We start from the raw sequence: 17,952 nt of genomic DNA on the forward strand, positions 1-17,952 counted from the left end.
GCCTGTATCTCTCATGTCAGCCAACATCTCCACCTGGTCGGTCCGCCACCCCGTCGGGGTCGTCGCGCTGACCCTCGCGGTGATGGTGCTCGGCGGTGTCTCGCTCACCCGACTCAACATCGATCTGCTGCCGAGCATCATCTACCCGGATATCCAGGTCCGCGTACTCGACCCCGGCGTCCCCGCAGAGGTCATGGAGAACGAAGTGACCCGCGAGCTCGAGGAGCAGCTCGCGATCACCGAGGGCGTCATCGCCATCCAGTCGCGCACCACCGAGGGGCGCAGCGCCATCGACCTGTCATTTCGCTACGGCGAGGACATCGATCAAGCCTTGCGTGACGCCAGCTCCCGCCTGGACCGCGCCAAACGCTTTCTCCCGGACACCGACGATCCGCCCATCATCTTCAAGCGCGACCCCTTCCAGCTCCCCGTCGCCGAGTATGTCGTCAGCTCGACCCTGCGCGACCCGGTGGAGCTGCGCACCTGGACCGACTACACCCTGGGCCGCTCGCTGGTCACGCTCCCGGGCGTGGCCTCCGTCGAGATCGGCGGCGGACTGGAGCGCGAGGTGCAGGTGGTGGCCAGCCAGTTCCGCTTGGCCGGACTGGGGATCGACATCCTGGACCTGGAGACGCGCCTGCGCACCGCCAATCAGGATGTCGCGGCCGGGCGGCTGCGCATGCCGGACGGCGAGATCGGGGGTCGCACCGAAGGACGCTTCAGGAACGTGCAGGAGATCATCGACCTGCCGCTCAAGCCCGAGGCCGGCGACAACCCGATGGCGCAGATGCGCATCGGCGAGATCGCGCAGGTCATCGACGGTTCAAGCGAAGAGCGTCTGCGCATCCGCCTCGACGACCAGCCCGGGATCAAGCTCGCGATCCAAAAACAGCCGCTCACCAACACCGTGGCGGTCGTGGACACGGTCGATCGGGAACTCGCACGACTCAAAGCGCAGGGCCAGCTCCCCGAGGACATTCAGATCCAGCTGGTCGACGACCAGGCGCGCTATATCCGCCACTCGCTCGAGAATGCGGTCAACGCCGCGCTCGGCGGCGCCCTGCTGGCGATGGCCGTGGTCTACATCTTCCTGGGGAGTCTGCGCCGAACCCTGATCATCGGCGCGGCCATCCCGATCGCCGTCCTGGTCACCTTCATCCTCATGGCCGCCAACGGTCTGACCTTCAACATCATGACGCTCGGCGGCCTGGCGCTCGGCATCGGCATGCTGGTGGACAGCACCATCGTGATGCTCGAAAACATCTATCGCCACCAGCGCATGGGGCAAACCACGCTCGTCGCAGCGGATGCCGCGAGCCGCGAGGTCACGGGCGCCATCATCGCCTCGACCTCGACCAACCTCGCCGCCGTCCTGCCTTTCCTCTTTATCGGCGGACTCGTCGGGCTGCTCTTTCAGGAGCTGATCTTCACCATCTCGGCGGCGATCCTCGCCTCGATGGTGGTCGCCTTGACCCTGGTCCCCGCACTCGCGGGCCGGGTGCCGGCGAGCCGAGAGGGGATGTTGCGCATCCAGGTCAATCGGGTCATGGAGGCGCTGCAGAACGGCTATGCGCGGCTGCTCGATTGGCTGCTGCGCATCCGCTGGCTGGTCATCCTCGCCTTCATCGGCGCTTTAGCCTGGGCGGTGCCTTGGCTCATCGAGGCGAAGCAGGAATTTCTGCCTGCCCTCGACGAGGGCGACGTGCGCATCACCCTGACCGCGGACGCCGGTATCGACCTCGAGGAGATGGATCGACTGACCCGCCGGATCGAGGCGCTCGTCGCCGAGCAACCCGAGGTCGAGGCGATCTTCACCACGGTCGGCGGCTTCGTATTCGGGCGCTCGTCCTTCGAAAGCGCCAACCGCGCAAGCCTACAGGTCTTGCTGATCCCGGCAGCGGAGCGCGACGTCGGCAGCAAGGGGTGGATCACCCGGGTCAGCGGCCTGATCCGCGCGCTCGAGATCCCGGGCCTGCGCGCCTCGCTGGTTACGCGCGGGATCCGCGGCATCCGTTTCAACCAAGGCGACGACGACGTCAGTCTGCGCATCGCCGGGGAGAACCTCGACACACTCGCCGAGCTCGCCGATCGGGTCGTGGAGCAGCTCGTCGCCGTGGAGGGTCTCGGCAACGTCCAGCACAGCAGTCAGGACATCACCCGCGAGATCTCCATCCGGCTCGATCCGCAGCGCGCGGCGAGCTTCGGTCTGACCATCGAGGACATCGGCACACTACTGCGTTTCGCACTGGAGGGCCGCATCGTCACCGAGCTGATCGACGGCGACCGCTCGGTGGATCTGCTGCTGCGACTGGACCGGATGGACATCGCCGCGCCGGGCGATCTGGACTCCATCGTGCTGTTCAGCAAGACCGAGCCGCGACGCCCCCTGCGACTCGGCGATGTCGCAACCGTCGAGATCCTGGCCCAGCCCGCGACCATCCTGCGCGACCGCCAGCAACGCACCGTGGAGATCACCGCCTCGGTCGGCGAGACGCTGACGCTTCAAGAGGCGATCGAGTCCGCACTGACCGCGGCGGCCCGGGTGCCGCTCCCCGCCGGCTATCGGCTCTACGAGGCCGGCGGTCTGGAGACACTCAAGCAGGGTCAGGACATGAGCCGGATCCTGCTCGGGCTTGCGCTCTTTCTGGTCTTGGTCGCGATGGCGGTCCAATACGAGTCGGTCCGCAATCCGGTCATCATCCTGATCTCCGTGCCCTTCGCCCTGATCGGCGTGGTGCTCGGCCTGCAATGGACGGGGTTGCCGGTCTCCATGCCGGTCTGGCTCGGGCTCATCATGCTGGCGGGGATCGTGGTCAACAACGCGATCGTGCTGGTGGAGTTCATCGAGATCGAGCGCCGTGCCGGTCTGGATGCGCGCACCGCCATCCTCGAGGCGGCACGTCTGCGTCTGCGCCCCATCCTCATGACCACGCTCACCACGGTCGTGGGCATGCTCCCGCTCGCGCTCGCCCTGGGGGAGGGCTCGGAGATGCTGCAACCGCTCGCCGTCACCATCGTCGCGGGGCTATCGTTCTCCACACTGGTCTCGCTCGTGCTGGTGCCCCTGGTCTATCGCGTCCTGGCGGCTCGAACAACGACGCAGACCCCGACGGACCCGGCGGATCTCGGTTTGAAGGCCTCGCGTTGATCAGGTCGCACGGACTTTGCTGGAAAGCATCCGCGCGACCCATATCCCCGTGCGGTTCGGGGGCAAGAAGCTCATCCTGCGTCGAGTTGTAGGGGTGAAACCATTCGCCCCTACCGGGCGGGCGGAACGGAAGGATATGCGGGCGGCTCCATCAACCCCGCGGGCATGGGCGGCATGGGCGGCACGCCCATCGGGTCGCGCACGTAGGCGGGAAAATCCGGATTCACCCAGCCCGTCTCGGCCAGCTTGCTCTCGGGCGGACGCAGCCGCGAGGTGTAATCGAGGACGGCCGCCTGTTGCAGGGGCGTGAAGCTGTCGATCTGCTTGACCATCTTGGGATCGGAGTTCTTGCGGCGCCCCATGCGGATCGCATCGAACTGGCGCATCAGATAGAGATAGTGCTGGCCCGCGATGGCGGGGATGTGCTCGTCCTCGTTGCCCTCTCCGTTCTCGCCGTGGCATTTCGTACAGTGCTCCACGTAGACCTCCTTGCCCAAGGGCAAATCCATCCCGGGCCCGACCCCGTTCTCGGGTGTCATCGGAAGCTGCGCCACATAGGCCGCCACATCGGCGACGTTCTGAGGGCCTCCGAGGATGCGCGGAACCGAGAAGGGATACATGAGCGGATTGTCGCGATTGCGTGCCCGAATATCCGCAAGCTGTTTGATGATGACGGTGCGCAACTGTCCGGCGATCTGCGGATAGGTCCCGTCGGGCGCACCCCAGCCTTCCGGACGATGGCAGACCGCACAGGTCAGATAGACCCTGCGTCCATTCTCCAGATCGGGCGTCAACGTCATGACCTGCTCGTATTCGAGCCGGGCGGTTTCGGCCGGGGTCCCGGCGGATGCAGGTTCTTGGGCATAGAGCGCTGTCGAGACGAGGCCCGACAGGGCAATTGACAGGCCGATCGCAAATGCAGAGCGAGACATCTTGACCTCCAAACTGAAGACCAGGGCCGGGTTCCGGCCGTTGTATGCACGACGCCGGCGCGACGCGGACGATCCGCGCGCCACCAGGTCGGCAAAGCGGCACGAGCCCGACATCAGCAATGAAGAAACGGACCGCGCCACCGCGGCCCGGCAAAGCGATACCCGATCGATGCGGACTCAGAGGCCCTTCAAACCGCTTGTCACGTTGGCCTGGAAAATGGCCTTGTGCACGTCGCCGATGCTGAGCATACCGACCAGTCGCCCCTCGTCCGTAACCGGGATACGCCGGAAATTATGGCGAACCATCACGGTTGCCGCGCGCAGGACATGCATCTCCGGATCGACCGTCACCGGATTGGGCGTCATCAGCTCCTCGGTCTTCAGCCCCAGGATCTCGGCGTAGCGCGCCATCTCCTTGTCGAGGTCGACCGAATGCATCCCCTCGGCGATGAGCTTGTCGAGCTTCGGAAACAGACTGTGCAGCAAATCCCGCTCGGCGATGATACCGACCAGCTTTTCATCGCTGTCGACCACGGGCAGGCCATGAAAGCGATAGAGACACATCAAGGACGCCACCTCGACGATCCGGGTATCGGGATTCACCGAGCGGACCGATCGACTCATCACATCTTTGACTTTCATCTAGGCCATCCTCCAATTGTATTGTTGTCGGCCGCATTCACGAGACAGAGGTGCAGATCTCACGACGACCGTCCGCGCATTATAGACGAGCATCCGCGACGTCCGCTCGTCGTGTCCCGCCGAACCCTGCCGATGTCCGCAAGCCCGCCTACGAGCCCACGCCGGACTTGGCGCAAGCGCTTTTATCCACAGCTCACCCACAGCCTGATCCACCGTTTTTACACAAGATATTGTGGTTGACGGATTTCGCAAACAACATATATTGTGTCGCTCGCACAGCGCCCGTTCGGCCGTCCAAGGCGCCGACCACCCATAAGACACACCCCGCCCTCACACCGCTTCCCAGGAGGAGCCATGTCCACCGAGCGCCCGTCGTTGGCCGAATCCACGTCCGCCGAAGACACCGTCGCCCGCCCCGGAGAGACCGCGGCGCAGGCACCGACACAGATCCGCAGCAGCGACTCGGCCCCCGAGATCACCGCCCACGCCCCGGGCAAGGTCCAGGTCATCCGGCGCAACGGCAAGGTCACCCACTTCGACCCGAACAAGATCATGGTCGCCATGACCAAGGCGTTCCTCGCGGTGGAAGGCGGCTCGGCGGCGGCCTCGAGCCGCGTCCACGAGCGGGTGCGCGAGCTCGCCGAACAGGTGACCTCGGCCCTGACGCGGCGCCTGCCCGGCGGCGGCACCGTCCATATCGAAGACATCCAGGATCAGGTCGAGCTGGCCTTGATGCGAGCCGGCGAGCACAAGGTCGCACGCGACTACGTCCTCTACCGCGAGGCCCGCGCCCGCGAGCGTGCCGAGCGCGCGGCGGCGAGTACACCGGCCGAGGCCGCGCACCCGCTCTCGGTGACGCTCGCCGACGGCAGCACCCGCCCGCTGGATGTCGCACGCCTGACACGTCTGCTCGAGGAGACCTGTCGCGACCTCGACGCCGTGGATGCCAAGGCCATCCTGGCCGACACACTGCGCAACCTCTTCGACGGCGTGCGCGAGGCCGACGTCGGACAGGCGCTGGTGATGTCCGCCCGCGCCATGATCGAGAAGGATCCCCAATACAGCCAGGTCGCCGCCCGGCTGTTGCTCGACGTGCTGCGCCGCGAGGCGTTGGGCTTCTTGGGGCTCGCCGTCGGGGTGGAGACCCAGGCCGATCTGGCCGAGCGCTACAGCGACTATCTCGCGGCCTATATCAAGCGCGCCGCGGATCTCGAGCACCTCGACCCGCAGCTCGCCCGCTACGATCTGGCCCGCCTCGGTGCCGCACTCAAACCCGAGCGCGATCTGCAGTTCAACTATCTCGGCCTGCAGACACTCTACGACCGCTATTTCATCCACACCGCCGACGGCATCCGCTTCGAGCTGCCCCAGGCCTTCTTCATGCGCGTCGCCATGGGACTGGCCATCAACGAGATCGACCGCGAGACCCGCGCCATCGAGTTCTACGAGCTGCTCTCGAGCTTCGACTTCATGAGCTCGACCCCCACGCTCTTCAACTCGGGCACGCTGCGCCCTCAGCTCAGCTCCTGTTATCTCACCACCGTCCCGGACGACCTGGACGGCATCTACGGGGCCATCAAGGACAACGCACTCCTGTCGAAATTCGCCGGCGGCCTGGGCAACGACTNNACGGCAAGAGCCAGGGCGTGGTGCCTTTCATGAAGGTGGCGAACGATACCGCAGTGGCTGTGAATCAAGGTGGCAAGCGGCGTGGCGCCGTGTGTGGTTATCTCGAAACCTGGCACGTCGACATCGAAGAATTTCTGGATCTGCGCAAGAACACCGGCGACGNNCGCACCCACGACATGAACACCGCCAACTGGGTGCCGGACCTCTTCATGAAGCGGGTCGCGGAGGATCAGCACTGGACCCTCTTCTCGCCCGACGAGACTCCGGATCTGCACGACCTCACCGGCCTGGCGTTCGAGCAGGCCTATGTCGGCTACGAGGAGCGTGCCGCGCGCGGCGAACTGCGGGTCAGCAAGCGGATCAAGGCTGTGGATCTCTGGCGCAAGATGTTGGCCATGCTTTTTGAGACCGGACACCCCTGGATCGCCTTCAAGGATCCGTGCAACCTGCGCTACACCAATCAGCATGTCGGGACCGTGCATTCATCGAATCTGTGCTGTATCACCGCTGACCAGCGTGTCGTGACCAATCGCGGTTTGCTGACGGTCGGTGAACTTTACGCGCTTGGCGGAACCAATCAGGTCGTCGGGTTGGATGGGGTTTATCACGCCTCCGAGATGCTGCTGCCAAGACCCAATGCACCGATCGTGCGGATTGAGACGCGTGAAGGCTATTCCCACAAAGTCACCCCGGACCACAAGGTTTGGGTGAAAGATCAGGGCTGGGTCGAGGCACAGGATCTCAAGCCTGGCGACAGGCTTCTCATACAACAGCTCGAAGGACTCTGGGGAACGCAAAGTGATCCGAAGCTCAGCTATTTAATGGGATTGATCGCAGGCGACGGTACCTTCGGCAAACACAACGTCTTCACCGACATCTGGGAAGCGGATTTCGGGACGATTCCGGATGTCCAGCAACAGGTGCACTATTTGCTCGAAGGTAATACGGTGTTGCGGACGACATCCAGCAACCAACCCGAGTTCAGTTTCGACAAGGTGCACCGCAAGGCACGCCTCGCCTCTGCACCATTGCGTCGCCTGCTCGCCGAGCATGGATTTACTCCGGAAACAAAGACCTGCATCCCTGAGCTGGTCTGGTGTGGAGACCGTGAGACCGTTGCAGCCTATCTACGCGGCCTCTATCAGGCCGACGGCCATCTGCAGAGCAGTCCTGAGATCACTTCCGTGGTACTGGCCTCGAAGGATCTTGCGTTTATCCAGGATCTTCAAATCCTTTGGGCCAACTTTGGCGTCAAGACGTCGATCAACCAGATGCGCGGGCATGAGTTCAAGGCGCTACCGGACGGGCGTGGTGGCACAAAAGAGTATTGGAGCAAACCGCTCTACCGACTTCTGATCACCTCGGTGAAGGGCTGCCGGATCGCCGAGGACGTGACCGGCCTCGCGGCACATAAAGGCACCGATGTTGCCGCTCAACACCTTCAAAACATCACCAAACCGGGCTATGCACAGAAGCTTTGGGCAACCTTCACGCACCGCACTGAATTGCCGAACGAGGATGCCTACTGCCTGACGGTCGACTCGGAAACCCATGCCTGGACCGTCAATGGAATGATCACGAAAAATACGGAAATCACCCTACATACCAATGATCTAGAGATAGCTGTCTGCAATCTCGGCAGTGTGAATCTGGCCGCGCACGTAACCGAAAAGGGGCTCGACACCAAGCGTCTGCGCAAGACGGTGAGCACCGCCATGCGGATGCTCGACAACGTCATCGACTACAACTTCTACAACGTCCCGCAGGCGCGCAACTCCAACCTGCGACACCGTCCCGTCGGGCTCGGCATCATGGGCTTTCAGGACGCACTCTATAAGCTGCGCATCCCCTACGCGAGCCTGGAGGCCGTGCAGTTCGCCGATCGCAGCATGGAGGCCTTCAGCTATGACGCGATCCAGGCCAGCACGGATCTTGCGCAGGAGCGCGGGCGCTACCAGAGCTTCGAAGGCTCGCTCTGGAGCCGCGGGATCCTGCCGGTCGACAGCATCAAGCTGCTCGCCGAAGCACGCGGCAGCTATCTGCAGATGGACACCGGCACCACCTTGGATTGGGACGCACTGCGCGAGCGCGTGCGCACCGTGGGCATGCGCAACTCCAACTGCATGGCCATCGCCCCGACCGCGACCATCAGCAACATCGTCGGTGTGAGCCAGTCGATCGAGCCGACCTACCAGAACCTCTTCGTGAAATCCAACCTCTCGGGCGAGTTCACCGTCGTCAATCCCTATCTGGTCATCGACCTGAAGGAACGCGGGCTGTGGGACTCGGTGATGGTCAACGATCTGAAATACTACGACGGCTCGATCCAGCAGATCGACCGTATCCCGGAGGATCTGAAGGAGCTCTACGCCACCGCCTTCGAGGTCGACGCCCGCTGGTTGGTCGAGGCCGGCAGCCGCCGCCAAAAGTGGCTCGACCAGGCCCAGAGCCTCAATCTCTACATGCGCGAGCCCAGCGGCAAGAAGCTCGACAACCTCTACAAGCTGGCCTGGGTGCGGGGTCTGAAGACGACCTACTATCTGCGCTCCATGGGTGCCACCCATGTCGAGAAGTCCACGATGGACGACGCAGGAAAGGCCAATCGGCTCAGCGCCGTCGGCGGCAACTACCTCTCGCTCGACAAGGCCAAAGGCAACGGCGCAGCGGCGCCCGCCGCCTGCTCGATCCTCGACCCCGAGTGCGAAGCCTGCCAGTAGGCTAGGTGTAGGGGCGACTTTAGTCGCCTAGTAGTCCCCCGGACGACGGGTTGTTTCCGGGAGGGCGACTAAAGTCGCCCCTACACCGCCCCTACACCGCCCCCACACGGACGATGGAGCCGAAATGACCGACGCAACACCACTGATCGCACACCACGGCGCCGTTGACGGTGTCACCGGCTCCTGCCATGAGCTGATGCTCGGCGACGGCCGCTCGGTCTTGATCGACTGCGGGCTCTTCCAAGGCGCGGAGACCGCCTCGGACGGCTCCGATGCCCGCCGCCCGGGCATCGGTTTTCCGGTCGATCGGATCCAGGCGCTGATCCTCACGCATGTGCACATCGACCACGTCGGGCGCCTGCCCCATCTGCTGGCCGCCGGCTTTCGCGGACCCATTCTCTGCAGCGAAGCCTCGGCGGAGCTTCTGCCGCTGGTCTTGGAGGACGCACTGAAGGTCGGCGTCACACGCGATGCCGCACTCATCGAGGCCGTCCTGCGCGGGCTGCGCGCGCGCCTGGTCCCGCTGCCGTACGCGGACTGGCACCCCTTGATTACAGGCGATCCGGCCCTGCGCATCCGTCTGCAGCAAGCCGGTCACATCCTCGGCTCAGCCTATGTCGAATGCGACCTGACCCGCGCCGGGACCACCACGCGCATACTCTTCTCGGGAGACCTCGGCGCGCCGCATACCCCGCTGCTGCCGGATCCGACCCCGCCTGAATCGGCCGATGTCGTCGTGCTGGAGAGTACCTACGGCGACCGCACACACGAGGACCGCAGCACACGGCATCAGCGCCTGCGGGCCATGGTCGAGCACGCCTTCGAGGACGGCGGCACACTCTTGATCCCGGCATTCAGCATCGGACGGACGCAGGAGCTGCTCTACGAGCTGGAGACCTTGGTGCACGAGAACCGCGGCACCAAGGGCACCGGCGGAAAATGGAGTTGGGAGGATCTCGCGGTGGTGCTGGATTCACCGCTGGCGGCGGATCTGACCGCCGGCTACCGTCGACTGCGCGCGCACTGGGACCGCGAGGCCAAGGCCCGGGTTGCGGCCGGGCGCCATCCGCTCGCATTCGATCGGATGCTCACGGTCGACGATCACGCCGCGCATCTGCGCATGGTCGAATACCTCGCGCGCGAGCATCGTCCCGCCATCGTGATCGCCGCCAGCGGCATGTGCGCCGGCGGGCGGATCGTCAATTATCTCAAGGCCATGCTCGGCGATCCGCGCCACGACGTCCTCTTCGTCGGCTACCAAGCCGCCGGCACGCCGGGCCGCGACATCCAAGGCTACGGACCCCGCGGCGGTTATGTCGAGCTCGACGGGCGGCGCTACGACATCCGCGCCCGCATCCATACCATCGGCGGCTATTCAGCCCATGCCGACCAACACGACCTGCTCGACTTTATCGGCGCCATGTCCACCCCACCCCGGGAGGTCATCCTCGTCCACGGCGAGCACGACGCCAAGACGGCCTTACGAGACGCCTTACTGCAGCGCTTTCCAGGGGTCAAGGTCAGCATTCCCTGAACCCAAGCCGTACAGAAATGCGGCGAAAACGTGGGCTGATGTGCTTTGCATGGTGCATCGCACCTTGTGAGGTACGTTTTATGACGGACGACCGTCGGCAACGATCTCCAGACCCTGGAGTATGTCCGGTGGGGATGCCGCCGTGCAGGACGATCCGCTCGCACAAAGGCTTGTGGGAGGTCCGCTGCAACCTGTCCTCGGGACGGATCGCCCGTATCCTGTTCTGCTTGTCCGGAGGGCGGATGGTCCTGCTGCACGCCTTCATCAAGAAGGCGCAGAAGACGCCGGATCGGGAGTTGAACATCGCCGTCAAACGGATGAACGGTGAAAGAAATGATCGACGAGAAACACATCGGTTCGAGCCTGGAAGACTTTCTCCGAGAGGAAGGTCGTCTCGAAGAGGCCCGTCAGGTTGCGGCCAAGCGCGTGCTTGCCCGGCAGCTCCGGCAGTTCATTGAAGACCAGCATCTGAACACGGTGGACATGGCCGAGCGGATGCAGACCAGCCGCTCGCAGCAACTCGACCGCCTGCTCGACCCGGACAACGACAAGGTGCAGCTCGACTCCCTAAACCGGGCGGCGGCCATCGTCGGCTCAAGATCGAGTTGGTCGATATCCCGCAGTGAGACCGGCGGACACGGCCTGCCTCCGTCTCGAAAAGGGTGGTTTTCAGACTGATGCTGTCGCTCAAAAAGCATTTCCCCCAGGCAGCGGACGCGCCGAGCGCGCGGTACGTCGGCCATGCCTGACCCTGAGCAGGCGGCCGAACGGCTGATCTCCGTGTTGCCGCGCTTGAAGCACTGGCCAAGCGGCAGCTTCGTTGATCTCCGCGAGATATTCGATCCAGATGGCGACGCCCAGTTCTATGCTGGTAGCGCGTTCTCCCGCTGACCTTGAGTCTCGAACGCCGACCTTTGCCGTAGCAATCTTCCACCGGCAACTCTCCATCGCCGGCGGTTAGGCGAACTGGGAGCCGCATTCAATCGCGTCTCGCTGTTCAATGGAGACTGCGCGCCAGCCCGGCTTGCCCTGCTTGTCTTTACCGATGACGGCGTGGCAGGAGAGCTTATCGCCAGCGGCGCTTCGGTGTTCGCCGACAAGGCTCGGATGAACGAAGATGCGCTCGCCGTCATGGGTGACGATGAAGGCAAAGGCCTGCCCCGGTCGCTGCGAGAACTCCCCCTCGAACCACCCGCAGACGCCCGGGATCGTCGTTTTCTCGGATTGTCGGAAGGCCACCGGGTGGTTTTCGCCGTTGACGAAGCCAACTTCGACACAGGTCCCAACGGCCAGGTCCGATATTCCCTTCATCGTCCGATACAGGAGTATTGCGCCGGCGTCGGCATCAAAGACGACATGGGCGAGTGCCTTGTCCTTGTTCTGATTGTCGATCACGCCAAGTCGATACTTGAGATCGCTGGCATCGGCGCCGAAGAGCAGTTCCTCGGCCGCCTTCGACACATCCGGTTCCCGTATCACGTTCGGCAGCGCGCTATAGCGCCGGTACCAATCCGAGTCCGCCAACTGCGAGAGATTCTGCGGAATGCGATAGCCGTTTGCTTCTCGGCACTCGAGCGCGGCGCGCACTTGCGCTGCGGCCTCGGCATAGCGCTCTGCCCTCGCCAGTAGTTCGGCCAAGTGAACGCGCGTTGCGAGCACCTCCACATCCTTGCGTGCGACTTGGAGTGCGCGGAAATAGCAGGTGATCGCGTTGGCCGGGTCATCTGTCTTCCAGGTCGCGCCAAACAGCGCCCAAGCCCAACTGGCCTGTCGCTGTCGACGCAAAACGGGCAAGAGATGCTCGCGCGCCTCGGACGCTCGCCCCAGATCCGTCAGCTGCTTGCTCTTGTAGTAGTGCAACCATTGATCATTCGGGTGGGACTGGAGTGTCGTGTCCAGCAAGTGCGACCCCCAGGCAATCAGGTCCGGGCTTTGCTCGCCCGGGCTCGCGCTGATCGCGCGCGCGACGGCATAGACAAAACGCATCTCGAGACTCGCGACCGTCTTTCCATTGTCCAGCTTGAAGCCCTCGCGATCCTCCGTTCGTAAGAAGCGTGGGTCCCACCAACGCGCGAAGGCCAGAAAGCGCGGCCACTCCCGATCAACCTTCACCACTAGCGTGAGCATCAACGAGTGGAGCAGACCGGGGCAATCGGCCTGGCCGCCGCGTGCATACTGACGCAGCCACGCGTCGAGATGCGCGATCAACTCACCACGGGAAATCCGACCCTCTTCGAAGGCGTTGATATCGCGCTTGATCAACTCGTAGAAGAGCCAACCGCTTGCTCGATTGAGCCAAAGATCGTCCGATGCTGCCGCCAAAGCCGGTTTGGCAACCTCAAGGGCTTCATCTAACCGGCCGGCCTTACGCAGTTCTGAAATGTGTCGTGCTGCATCCATTTCACATCTCCTGAAGCAGAGACCTGATCCGGTCGATCAAGCCTTGGCTCTTGCCGGCGCCGCCGACTTCCTGCACCCGTATCCATTTCGGCGTGTTGTCGTAACAAAAGTCGATCGCCCCATGCCGCGTCCCGTCCGAAATTTCGATACGCAGCCGATACGGCAAGTCCCGTTTCGACAGGATGCGAAGACCTGCATCGGCCGTGGACCGCTCGAGCTGCTGGACGAACGCATGTACGAATGGATTCTCGACGGCCTGGCCTTCGGCGCCGACCTTCAGCAATGCCTCCATCATCAAGCCGACGGCTACGTCGATCAGCGCCGCGTCACCGGACCGATTGCCGGCGGCGGGCTCGATCCGTGAGACCTGGCCATTGCCCTTGTACCAATACTGCACGCTGGCCATCGCCTCATCACGTCTCAGTTGGTAGCGTTCGCAGTACTGGAGGTGCTGCACGGCATCGACGCTGATCCCTTGTGCTTGCAACGCGTCGCGAACCTTGCAGTGATGCACGAAGATGCCTGCATGGTCCCGAGAAAAGTTATACCGATCCCAGTCCGGGTCGTCGCGATGCTCCGGTTCGCCCTGACCGATGGACTCGGCATGTTTGGCGGGGGCTGGATTCGTGTCCCAGTCCATTGCGGAATAGGCATTGCAGGCAGGGGCCGCGATCGTCACCAGCGTGCGTTTCGCGCGCGTGATGGCGGTGTAGGCCCAGCGGAAGAAGTCCTCATTGTTGATCCCGCGGCCGGACTCGAAAAGCACCACGGCCGTGTCCCATTCTCCGCCCTGAGCCTTGTGGCAGGTCACGGCGTAGCCGTATTTCACCTGCAGGGCGTTGAACCAGGGATCCTGTCTGATCGTCAAGCCGAACGCCTCCGTGCCTGGTTTCAGTTCCGGATACCGTTGACGGAAATCCACGAGCAACGCGCGCTGTTCCAGCGGTGACAAGGCGCGTTCTTTCGAGTCGAGGAGATTCTCCAGCAGCAGGCATTCGATCTGTTGTACCGCGCCATCGGAGTCCTTGTACGCAACGGTCGCCTCGCGGAACCTCAGGTCGACAGGTTCTGCGCCTCGCATCGCCACGGTCCGTCGTTGCACGCGCTCCGCCACGTCCCGGACGCGGACGAGATCCCCGTTGTAGAGGCCGCACCCGTGGCTGTTGTGGTTGACCAGCAACTGATCCCGCGCGCGAATGTCCGCCTGTTCGTTCCCCCAGAGGCGTGCGCGCACCGCACGATTAAACTCCAGTGCCTTGGCATTGGTGTAGGTGATCAGCACCGAGGAAGCGCCGCCTTTACGATACCCATCCGAGACGCGCTCGATGCTCTCGGGAACCCCCGCGGCGAGGATCGCGTCATCGTTCGGCTTGAGGCTGAATGTGGTGAAACGCTTTGTCTTAATGGCGTTTCGGATCGCTGTTGCCCGTTCGAGAATCAGGCTCCCTGCCTCTTGCCGGTGGACCTCCGTCAGCTCGAAGCCCGTGCACGAAAGGGCGAATTCCGTTTGCAAGTAGTCGATGGAGAGGGCCGGGGAGTGCTTCTGCCCAACTGGCGGTAACTGCGCGGGATCACCGACGAAGAGGAGTTTTGCGCCCGAATCGGCGTTGCCGCGACCTGGTCGCCCGATGCGCGTGAATTCGACCAGGTCCGCCAAAAGGCGCCCCGAGCCGAAACGGAGCATGTCCTGCTTGTCCTCGATGTCTCCGACCATGGACGATTCATCGACGACAAAGAGGCTGTTTCCCGGATCATCGGTCTTCAGCGCGAAGCGGAAGCGTAATCCCGGATCGTTCTTGGCTTGCGCCCCTTCAAAGACGTCGAGTTGCGCGAGTCTGAAGATGCAGGCATGGATGGTGGAAGTCCGTGCCCCGGTCTTGTCGCCGAGAATTCTTGCCGCGCGGCCTGTCGGAGCGAGAAACATATGCGGGCGGCACACGGCCTTCAGCCACTGCGCCAATGCCGCCAGCAGCGTCGTCTTGCCGGTTCCGGCTCCGCCCTGAAGGATGAAGCAATCTCCGTCGCCCAGTAAAAAATGCTGGATCGCTTCGAGTGCTTCCTGTTGATGGGCGCTGAGTGTGATGAGTTGCGACACGATCGTCCCTTTCCTTTGTCTCGGGCATGGTTATACACAAGGCATGCCAGAAACGTTTGAAGCATGCCGAGACGCGATCCTTACCGGCGATGTCGGCGACCTCCGGACGGTTGGTCGACGCCAGAGGCGGGTCGCGCGCCAATACCCCGACGATTTCTTGTGATCATGGGCGAATTCTAGTACGGTCAGCGACTTTGTGTACACGATTGGTCACTATCCCGCCGATGAACGTCCTTGTGAGCTGGGTTGGCCAGACAGACCTCGACGCGGCTGCTGGCGATGCCAAGGCCGGAATCGGGCCGATTGGCCAGGCGCTTACCAAGCGAGCGTACGATCTTGTCGTGTTGCTCAACAACTACCCGGAGGCTAGATGTTCGCATTTCTTGCCGTGGGTGAAGACGCTGACTGAAGCCGACATCCGACTGCATCGAGCACGGTTGACCAGCCCCACCGATTTTGGCGAGATCTACAAGGCGGCCACGAGCCAGGTCGCCGCCATCATTGAAGCGCAAGGAGAAAACGCGCAGCTCACCTTTCACCTGAGTCCGGGTACGTCGGCGATGGCGGCGGTCTGGATCATCCTGGCCAAGACCCGCTTTCCGGCGGAACTGATCGAGTCGTCAATCGAACAGGGTGTACGCACGGTTGCCATACCGTTCGACATCTCCGCCGACTTCATCCCCGACTTGTTGAGACGCCCGGATGCAGAGTTGACGCGCCTCACGGCCGGTCTACCACCCGCCGCACCGGCCTTCGACGCCATCGTTCATCAGAGTGAGGTCATGCAGCGCGTCATCGCTCGCGCGCGACGCGTGGCGCTACGCTCGATTCCCGTATCGATCGAAGGTGAGTCGGGCACCGGCAAGGAACTCTTGGCGCGCGCGATCCACCAGGCGAGTCCGCGTCGCGGCCAATCCATCGTCACCGTCAACTGCGGCGCCATCGCGCCGGAACTCATCGAGTCCGAGCTGTTCGGACACGAGAAGGGGGCGTTTACGGGCGCGGCCGGTGCGCGGCAGGGTGTCTTCGAGGCCGCCCATCGCGGCACCTTGTTCTTGGACGAGGTCGGCGAGCTTCCAAAGTCCGCCCAGGTCCGCTTTCTGCGAGCGCTCCAAGAGGGCGAGATCACGCGCGTCGGCGCCAACCAAGCGATCCGCTTCGATGTCCGGATCATCGCCGCCACCAACCGCAGTCTGACCCAAGAGGTGAGTGCAGGCCGCTTCCGCGAAGACTTGTTTTACCGGCTTGCCGTTGCCGTCATTGCACTGCCGCCGCTGCGCGAGCGCGACGGGGACACGTCGTTGCTGCTGGAACGGTTGCTCGAACAGGTGAACCGGGAGAGCGAGACCGAGCCCGGCTTTGAACCCAAGAAACTTTCGGTCAACGCAAGAAAGCTGCTGCTCGACCACCCCTGGCCCGGGAACGTTCGCGAGTTGTTGAATACGCTGCGCCGCGCCGCGGTTTGGACACCGGAACCCCTGATCGATGCCGACGATGCGCGCGACGCGTTGTTACCGAGTCCAGGGAAGCAGGTCCAAGGAGACCCGATCCTTTCCAGGGATGTGCGTCACGGACTCGATCTCCACGGCGTGATTGAGCGGGTCGCCCGACATTATTTAGCGCAAGCGATGCACATTACCGGCAACAACAAGGCCCGGGCGTCGAAGCTGCTGGGCTTCGGCAACGCAACAACATTGACGAACTGGCTGAAACGCTACGGCGTCGAGCCTTGAGGAGAAGGACGTTTTGCGATAAGCCCATGAACCTGTAGCCCACAGGCCATAGGTGCATCAGAACGCAAGTTACCTTTGGAAAAGAAAAGTAATGTTGTATCGGCCGCGGCGTTTCAGCGTTGTTCCTGTATCCAAGCGTGCCAACGCCGGAGGCTTCGCAGAAGGCCGGGGTCGAAGGCCGGGGTCAGGTCTTGACATGTGCCTAGTATCGCTCATGGTTTTGGGTTCCGGGGACAGTTTACTGAATTGCTTCAAGGTTCATTCTTCGGGATTTCCGGAACATTTGGCCTCTAGATATTGCACGCCTTGCCAGTCCAAGGGGGCAGGGTCTTGAATCGAGCAAGGCCGGTTCTTACTTCCAAACCTGGGTCATCGATCAGTTCTGTCTTTGGTCAGAAGTCGCTCGATGGCTTGCAGGTAGGCAGCCATCTCCTCTCGCTTGCCGACCGAGAGTACCAGTACGACCAGCACATTCTCCTCAACGGCGTAGACGAGCCGATATCCCATCTTGCTCAGTTTGATTTTGTAGCAGTGGCGTAGCTCGGCGTGAAGTTCAGAACCCGGAACATGTGGTTGCTCCAGCCGTTTTTTGAGGGCCTTGCGCAGCAAGGTTTTGACGCTGCCATCCAGCGCCTGCCATTCCTCAAGCGCCTCGGGTAAAAACTGAAGTCGGTACGCCACAACAGTGTCAGATCTGGTCGATATCGACATCGATGGCCGTGTGTCTGCGCGTCAGACGTTCCCGGGCCATCTCCACCAGGTCGTGATCGGTCAGTTCTTCAACGAGCAACTGGAACAACTTGGGCGTCACCATGTAGAAGGCGGGGCGGTTGTGGTTGAGCACCGCCACCGGCTTATCGCCAGCCGTGCGCAGCACTTGCGCCGGGTTTTTCTTGAACTCGGACATACTGATGGTTTGGTCTGCGTAGATCGTATCCATCGTTGCTACTCGGAATAAGCTACAAAATAGGCTCTGATTTTAGGGCCGACGGGATTTGAGTGCAACCGAAGAAGCCGGGGTCGAAGCCGGGGTTTTGAGGAAGCCGGGTAGAGTAGAGAGCAGGCATCCTGGAAAAGGGGTCTGGAAAAGGGGTCATAGCCCATCCCATTACACACATCTCA

11 protein-coding genes and 2 pseudogenes are annotated in these 17,952 nt (G+C 62.8%); 7 read left to right on the top strand and 6 right to left on the bottom strand.

Annotated elements, in window-relative coordinates; all coding sequences use genetic code 11:
* The first annotated feature begins 13 nt into the window (after window positions 1-13).
* The gene (locus tag B4N44_RS04860) at window positions 14-3,148 is read left to right on the top strand and encodes an efflux RND transporter permease subunit (RefSeq protein ID WP_296697448.1); all 3,135 of its coding nucleotides are present in this window, start codon (window positions 14-16) and stop codon (window positions 3,146-3,148) included.
* Between the two features lie 110 nt (window positions 3,149-3,258).
* Here the strand turns inward: B4N44_RS04860 and B4N44_RS04865 are convergent, their stop codons facing one another.
* Complete coding sequence (locus B4N44_RS04865) at window positions 3,259-4,080, bottom strand: c-type cytochrome (protein WP_296697450.1); 822 nt, start codon at window positions 4,078-4,080, stop codon at window positions 3,259-3,261.
* Window positions 4,081-4,257: 177 nt separating this feature from the next.
* Complete coding sequence (locus B4N44_RS04870) at window positions 4,258-4,722, bottom strand: CBS domain-containing protein (protein WP_296697452.1); 465 nt, start codon at window positions 4,720-4,722, stop codon at window positions 4,258-4,260.
* A 354-nt stretch (window positions 4,723-5,076) separates the two neighbouring features.
* On the opposite strand from B4N44_RS04870, the pseudogene B4N44_RS04880 reads away from it, so the two are divergent.
* From B4N44_RS04880 to B4N44_RS04895, 5 genes and pseudogenes are all read left to right on the top strand, one after another.
* Window positions 5,077-9,068, top strand: a pseudogene (locus tag B4N44_RS04880) (ribonucleoside-diphosphate reductase subunit alpha).
* 124 nt (window positions 9,069-9,192) lie between these two features.
* The gene (locus B4N44_RS04885; RefSeq protein WP_296697458.1) at window positions 9,193-10,602 is read left to right on the top strand and encodes an MBL fold metallo-hydrolase RNA specificity domain-containing protein; all 1,410 of its coding nucleotides are present in this window, start codon (window positions 9,193-9,195) and stop codon (window positions 10,600-10,602) included.
* 134 nt (window positions 10,603-10,736) lie between these two features.
* A pseudogene (locus tag B4N44_RS19880) lies at window positions 10,737-10,910 on the top strand (type II toxin-antitoxin system RelE/ParE family toxin); the annotation flags it as partial.
* Between the two features lie 16 nt (window positions 10,911-10,926).
* Window positions 10,927-11,280, top strand: a complete 354-nt coding sequence (locus tag B4N44_RS04890; RefSeq protein ID WP_296697459.1) for a Fis family transcriptional regulator — start codon at window positions 10,927-10,929, stop codon at window positions 11,278-11,280.
* 63 nt (window positions 11,281-11,343) lie between these two features.
* The gene (locus B4N44_RS04895; RefSeq protein WP_296697461.1) at window positions 11,344-11,493 is read left to right on the top strand and encodes a hypothetical protein; all 150 of its coding nucleotides are present in this window, start codon (window positions 11,344-11,346) and stop codon (window positions 11,491-11,493) included.
* A gap of 66 nt (window positions 11,494-11,559) precedes the next feature.
* Here the strand turns inward: B4N44_RS04895 and B4N44_RS04900 are convergent, their stop codons facing one another.
* Together B4N44_RS04900 and B4N44_RS04905 are read right to left on the bottom strand one after the other, a co-directional pair.
* Window positions 11,560-13,002 (bottom strand): tetratricopeptide repeat protein, encoded by a 1,443-nt coding sequence (locus B4N44_RS04900; RefSeq protein WP_296697462.1) that lies wholly within the window; start codon window positions 13,000-13,002, stop codon window positions 11,560-11,562.
* A 1-nt stretch (window position 13,003) separates the two neighbouring features.
* On the bottom strand, window positions 13,004-15,097 hold the full coding sequence (locus tag B4N44_RS04905; RefSeq protein WP_296697464.1) for an ATP-dependent DNA helicase: 2,094 nt from the start codon (window positions 15,095-15,097) through the stop codon (window positions 13,004-13,006).
* Between the two features lie 224 nt (window positions 15,098-15,321).
* On the opposite strand from B4N44_RS04905, the gene B4N44_RS04910 reads away from it, so the two are divergent.
* Window positions 15,322-16,830: a sigma-54 interaction domain-containing protein gene (locus tag B4N44_RS04910; RefSeq protein WP_296697466.1), complete on the top strand. Its 1,509-nt coding sequence runs from the start codon at window positions 15,322-15,324 to the stop codon at window positions 16,828-16,830.
* A gap of 369 nt (window positions 16,831-17,199) precedes the next feature.
* Here the strand turns inward: B4N44_RS04910 and B4N44_RS04915 are convergent, their stop codons facing one another.
* Both B4N44_RS04915 and B4N44_RS04920 read right to left on the bottom strand, forming a co-directional pair.
* Entirely contained in the window at window positions 17,200-17,511 is a 312-nt protein-coding gene (locus B4N44_RS04915; protein WP_296697467.1) for a type II toxin-antitoxin system RelE family toxin, read from the bottom strand.
* Window positions 17,512-17,518: 7 nt separating this feature from the next.
* Complete coding sequence (locus B4N44_RS04920) at window positions 17,519-17,770, bottom strand: type II toxin-antitoxin system Phd/YefM family antitoxin (protein WP_296697469.1); 252 nt, start codon at window positions 17,768-17,770, stop codon at window positions 17,519-17,521.
* Between the last annotated feature and the right edge of the window lie 182 nt (window positions 17,771-17,952).

The sequence above is a fragment of the Thiocapsa sp. UBA6158 genome, from assembly GCF_002423035.1.
Lineage (GTDB): Bacteria > Pseudomonadota > Gammaproteobacteria > Chromatiales > Chromatiaceae > Thiocapsa.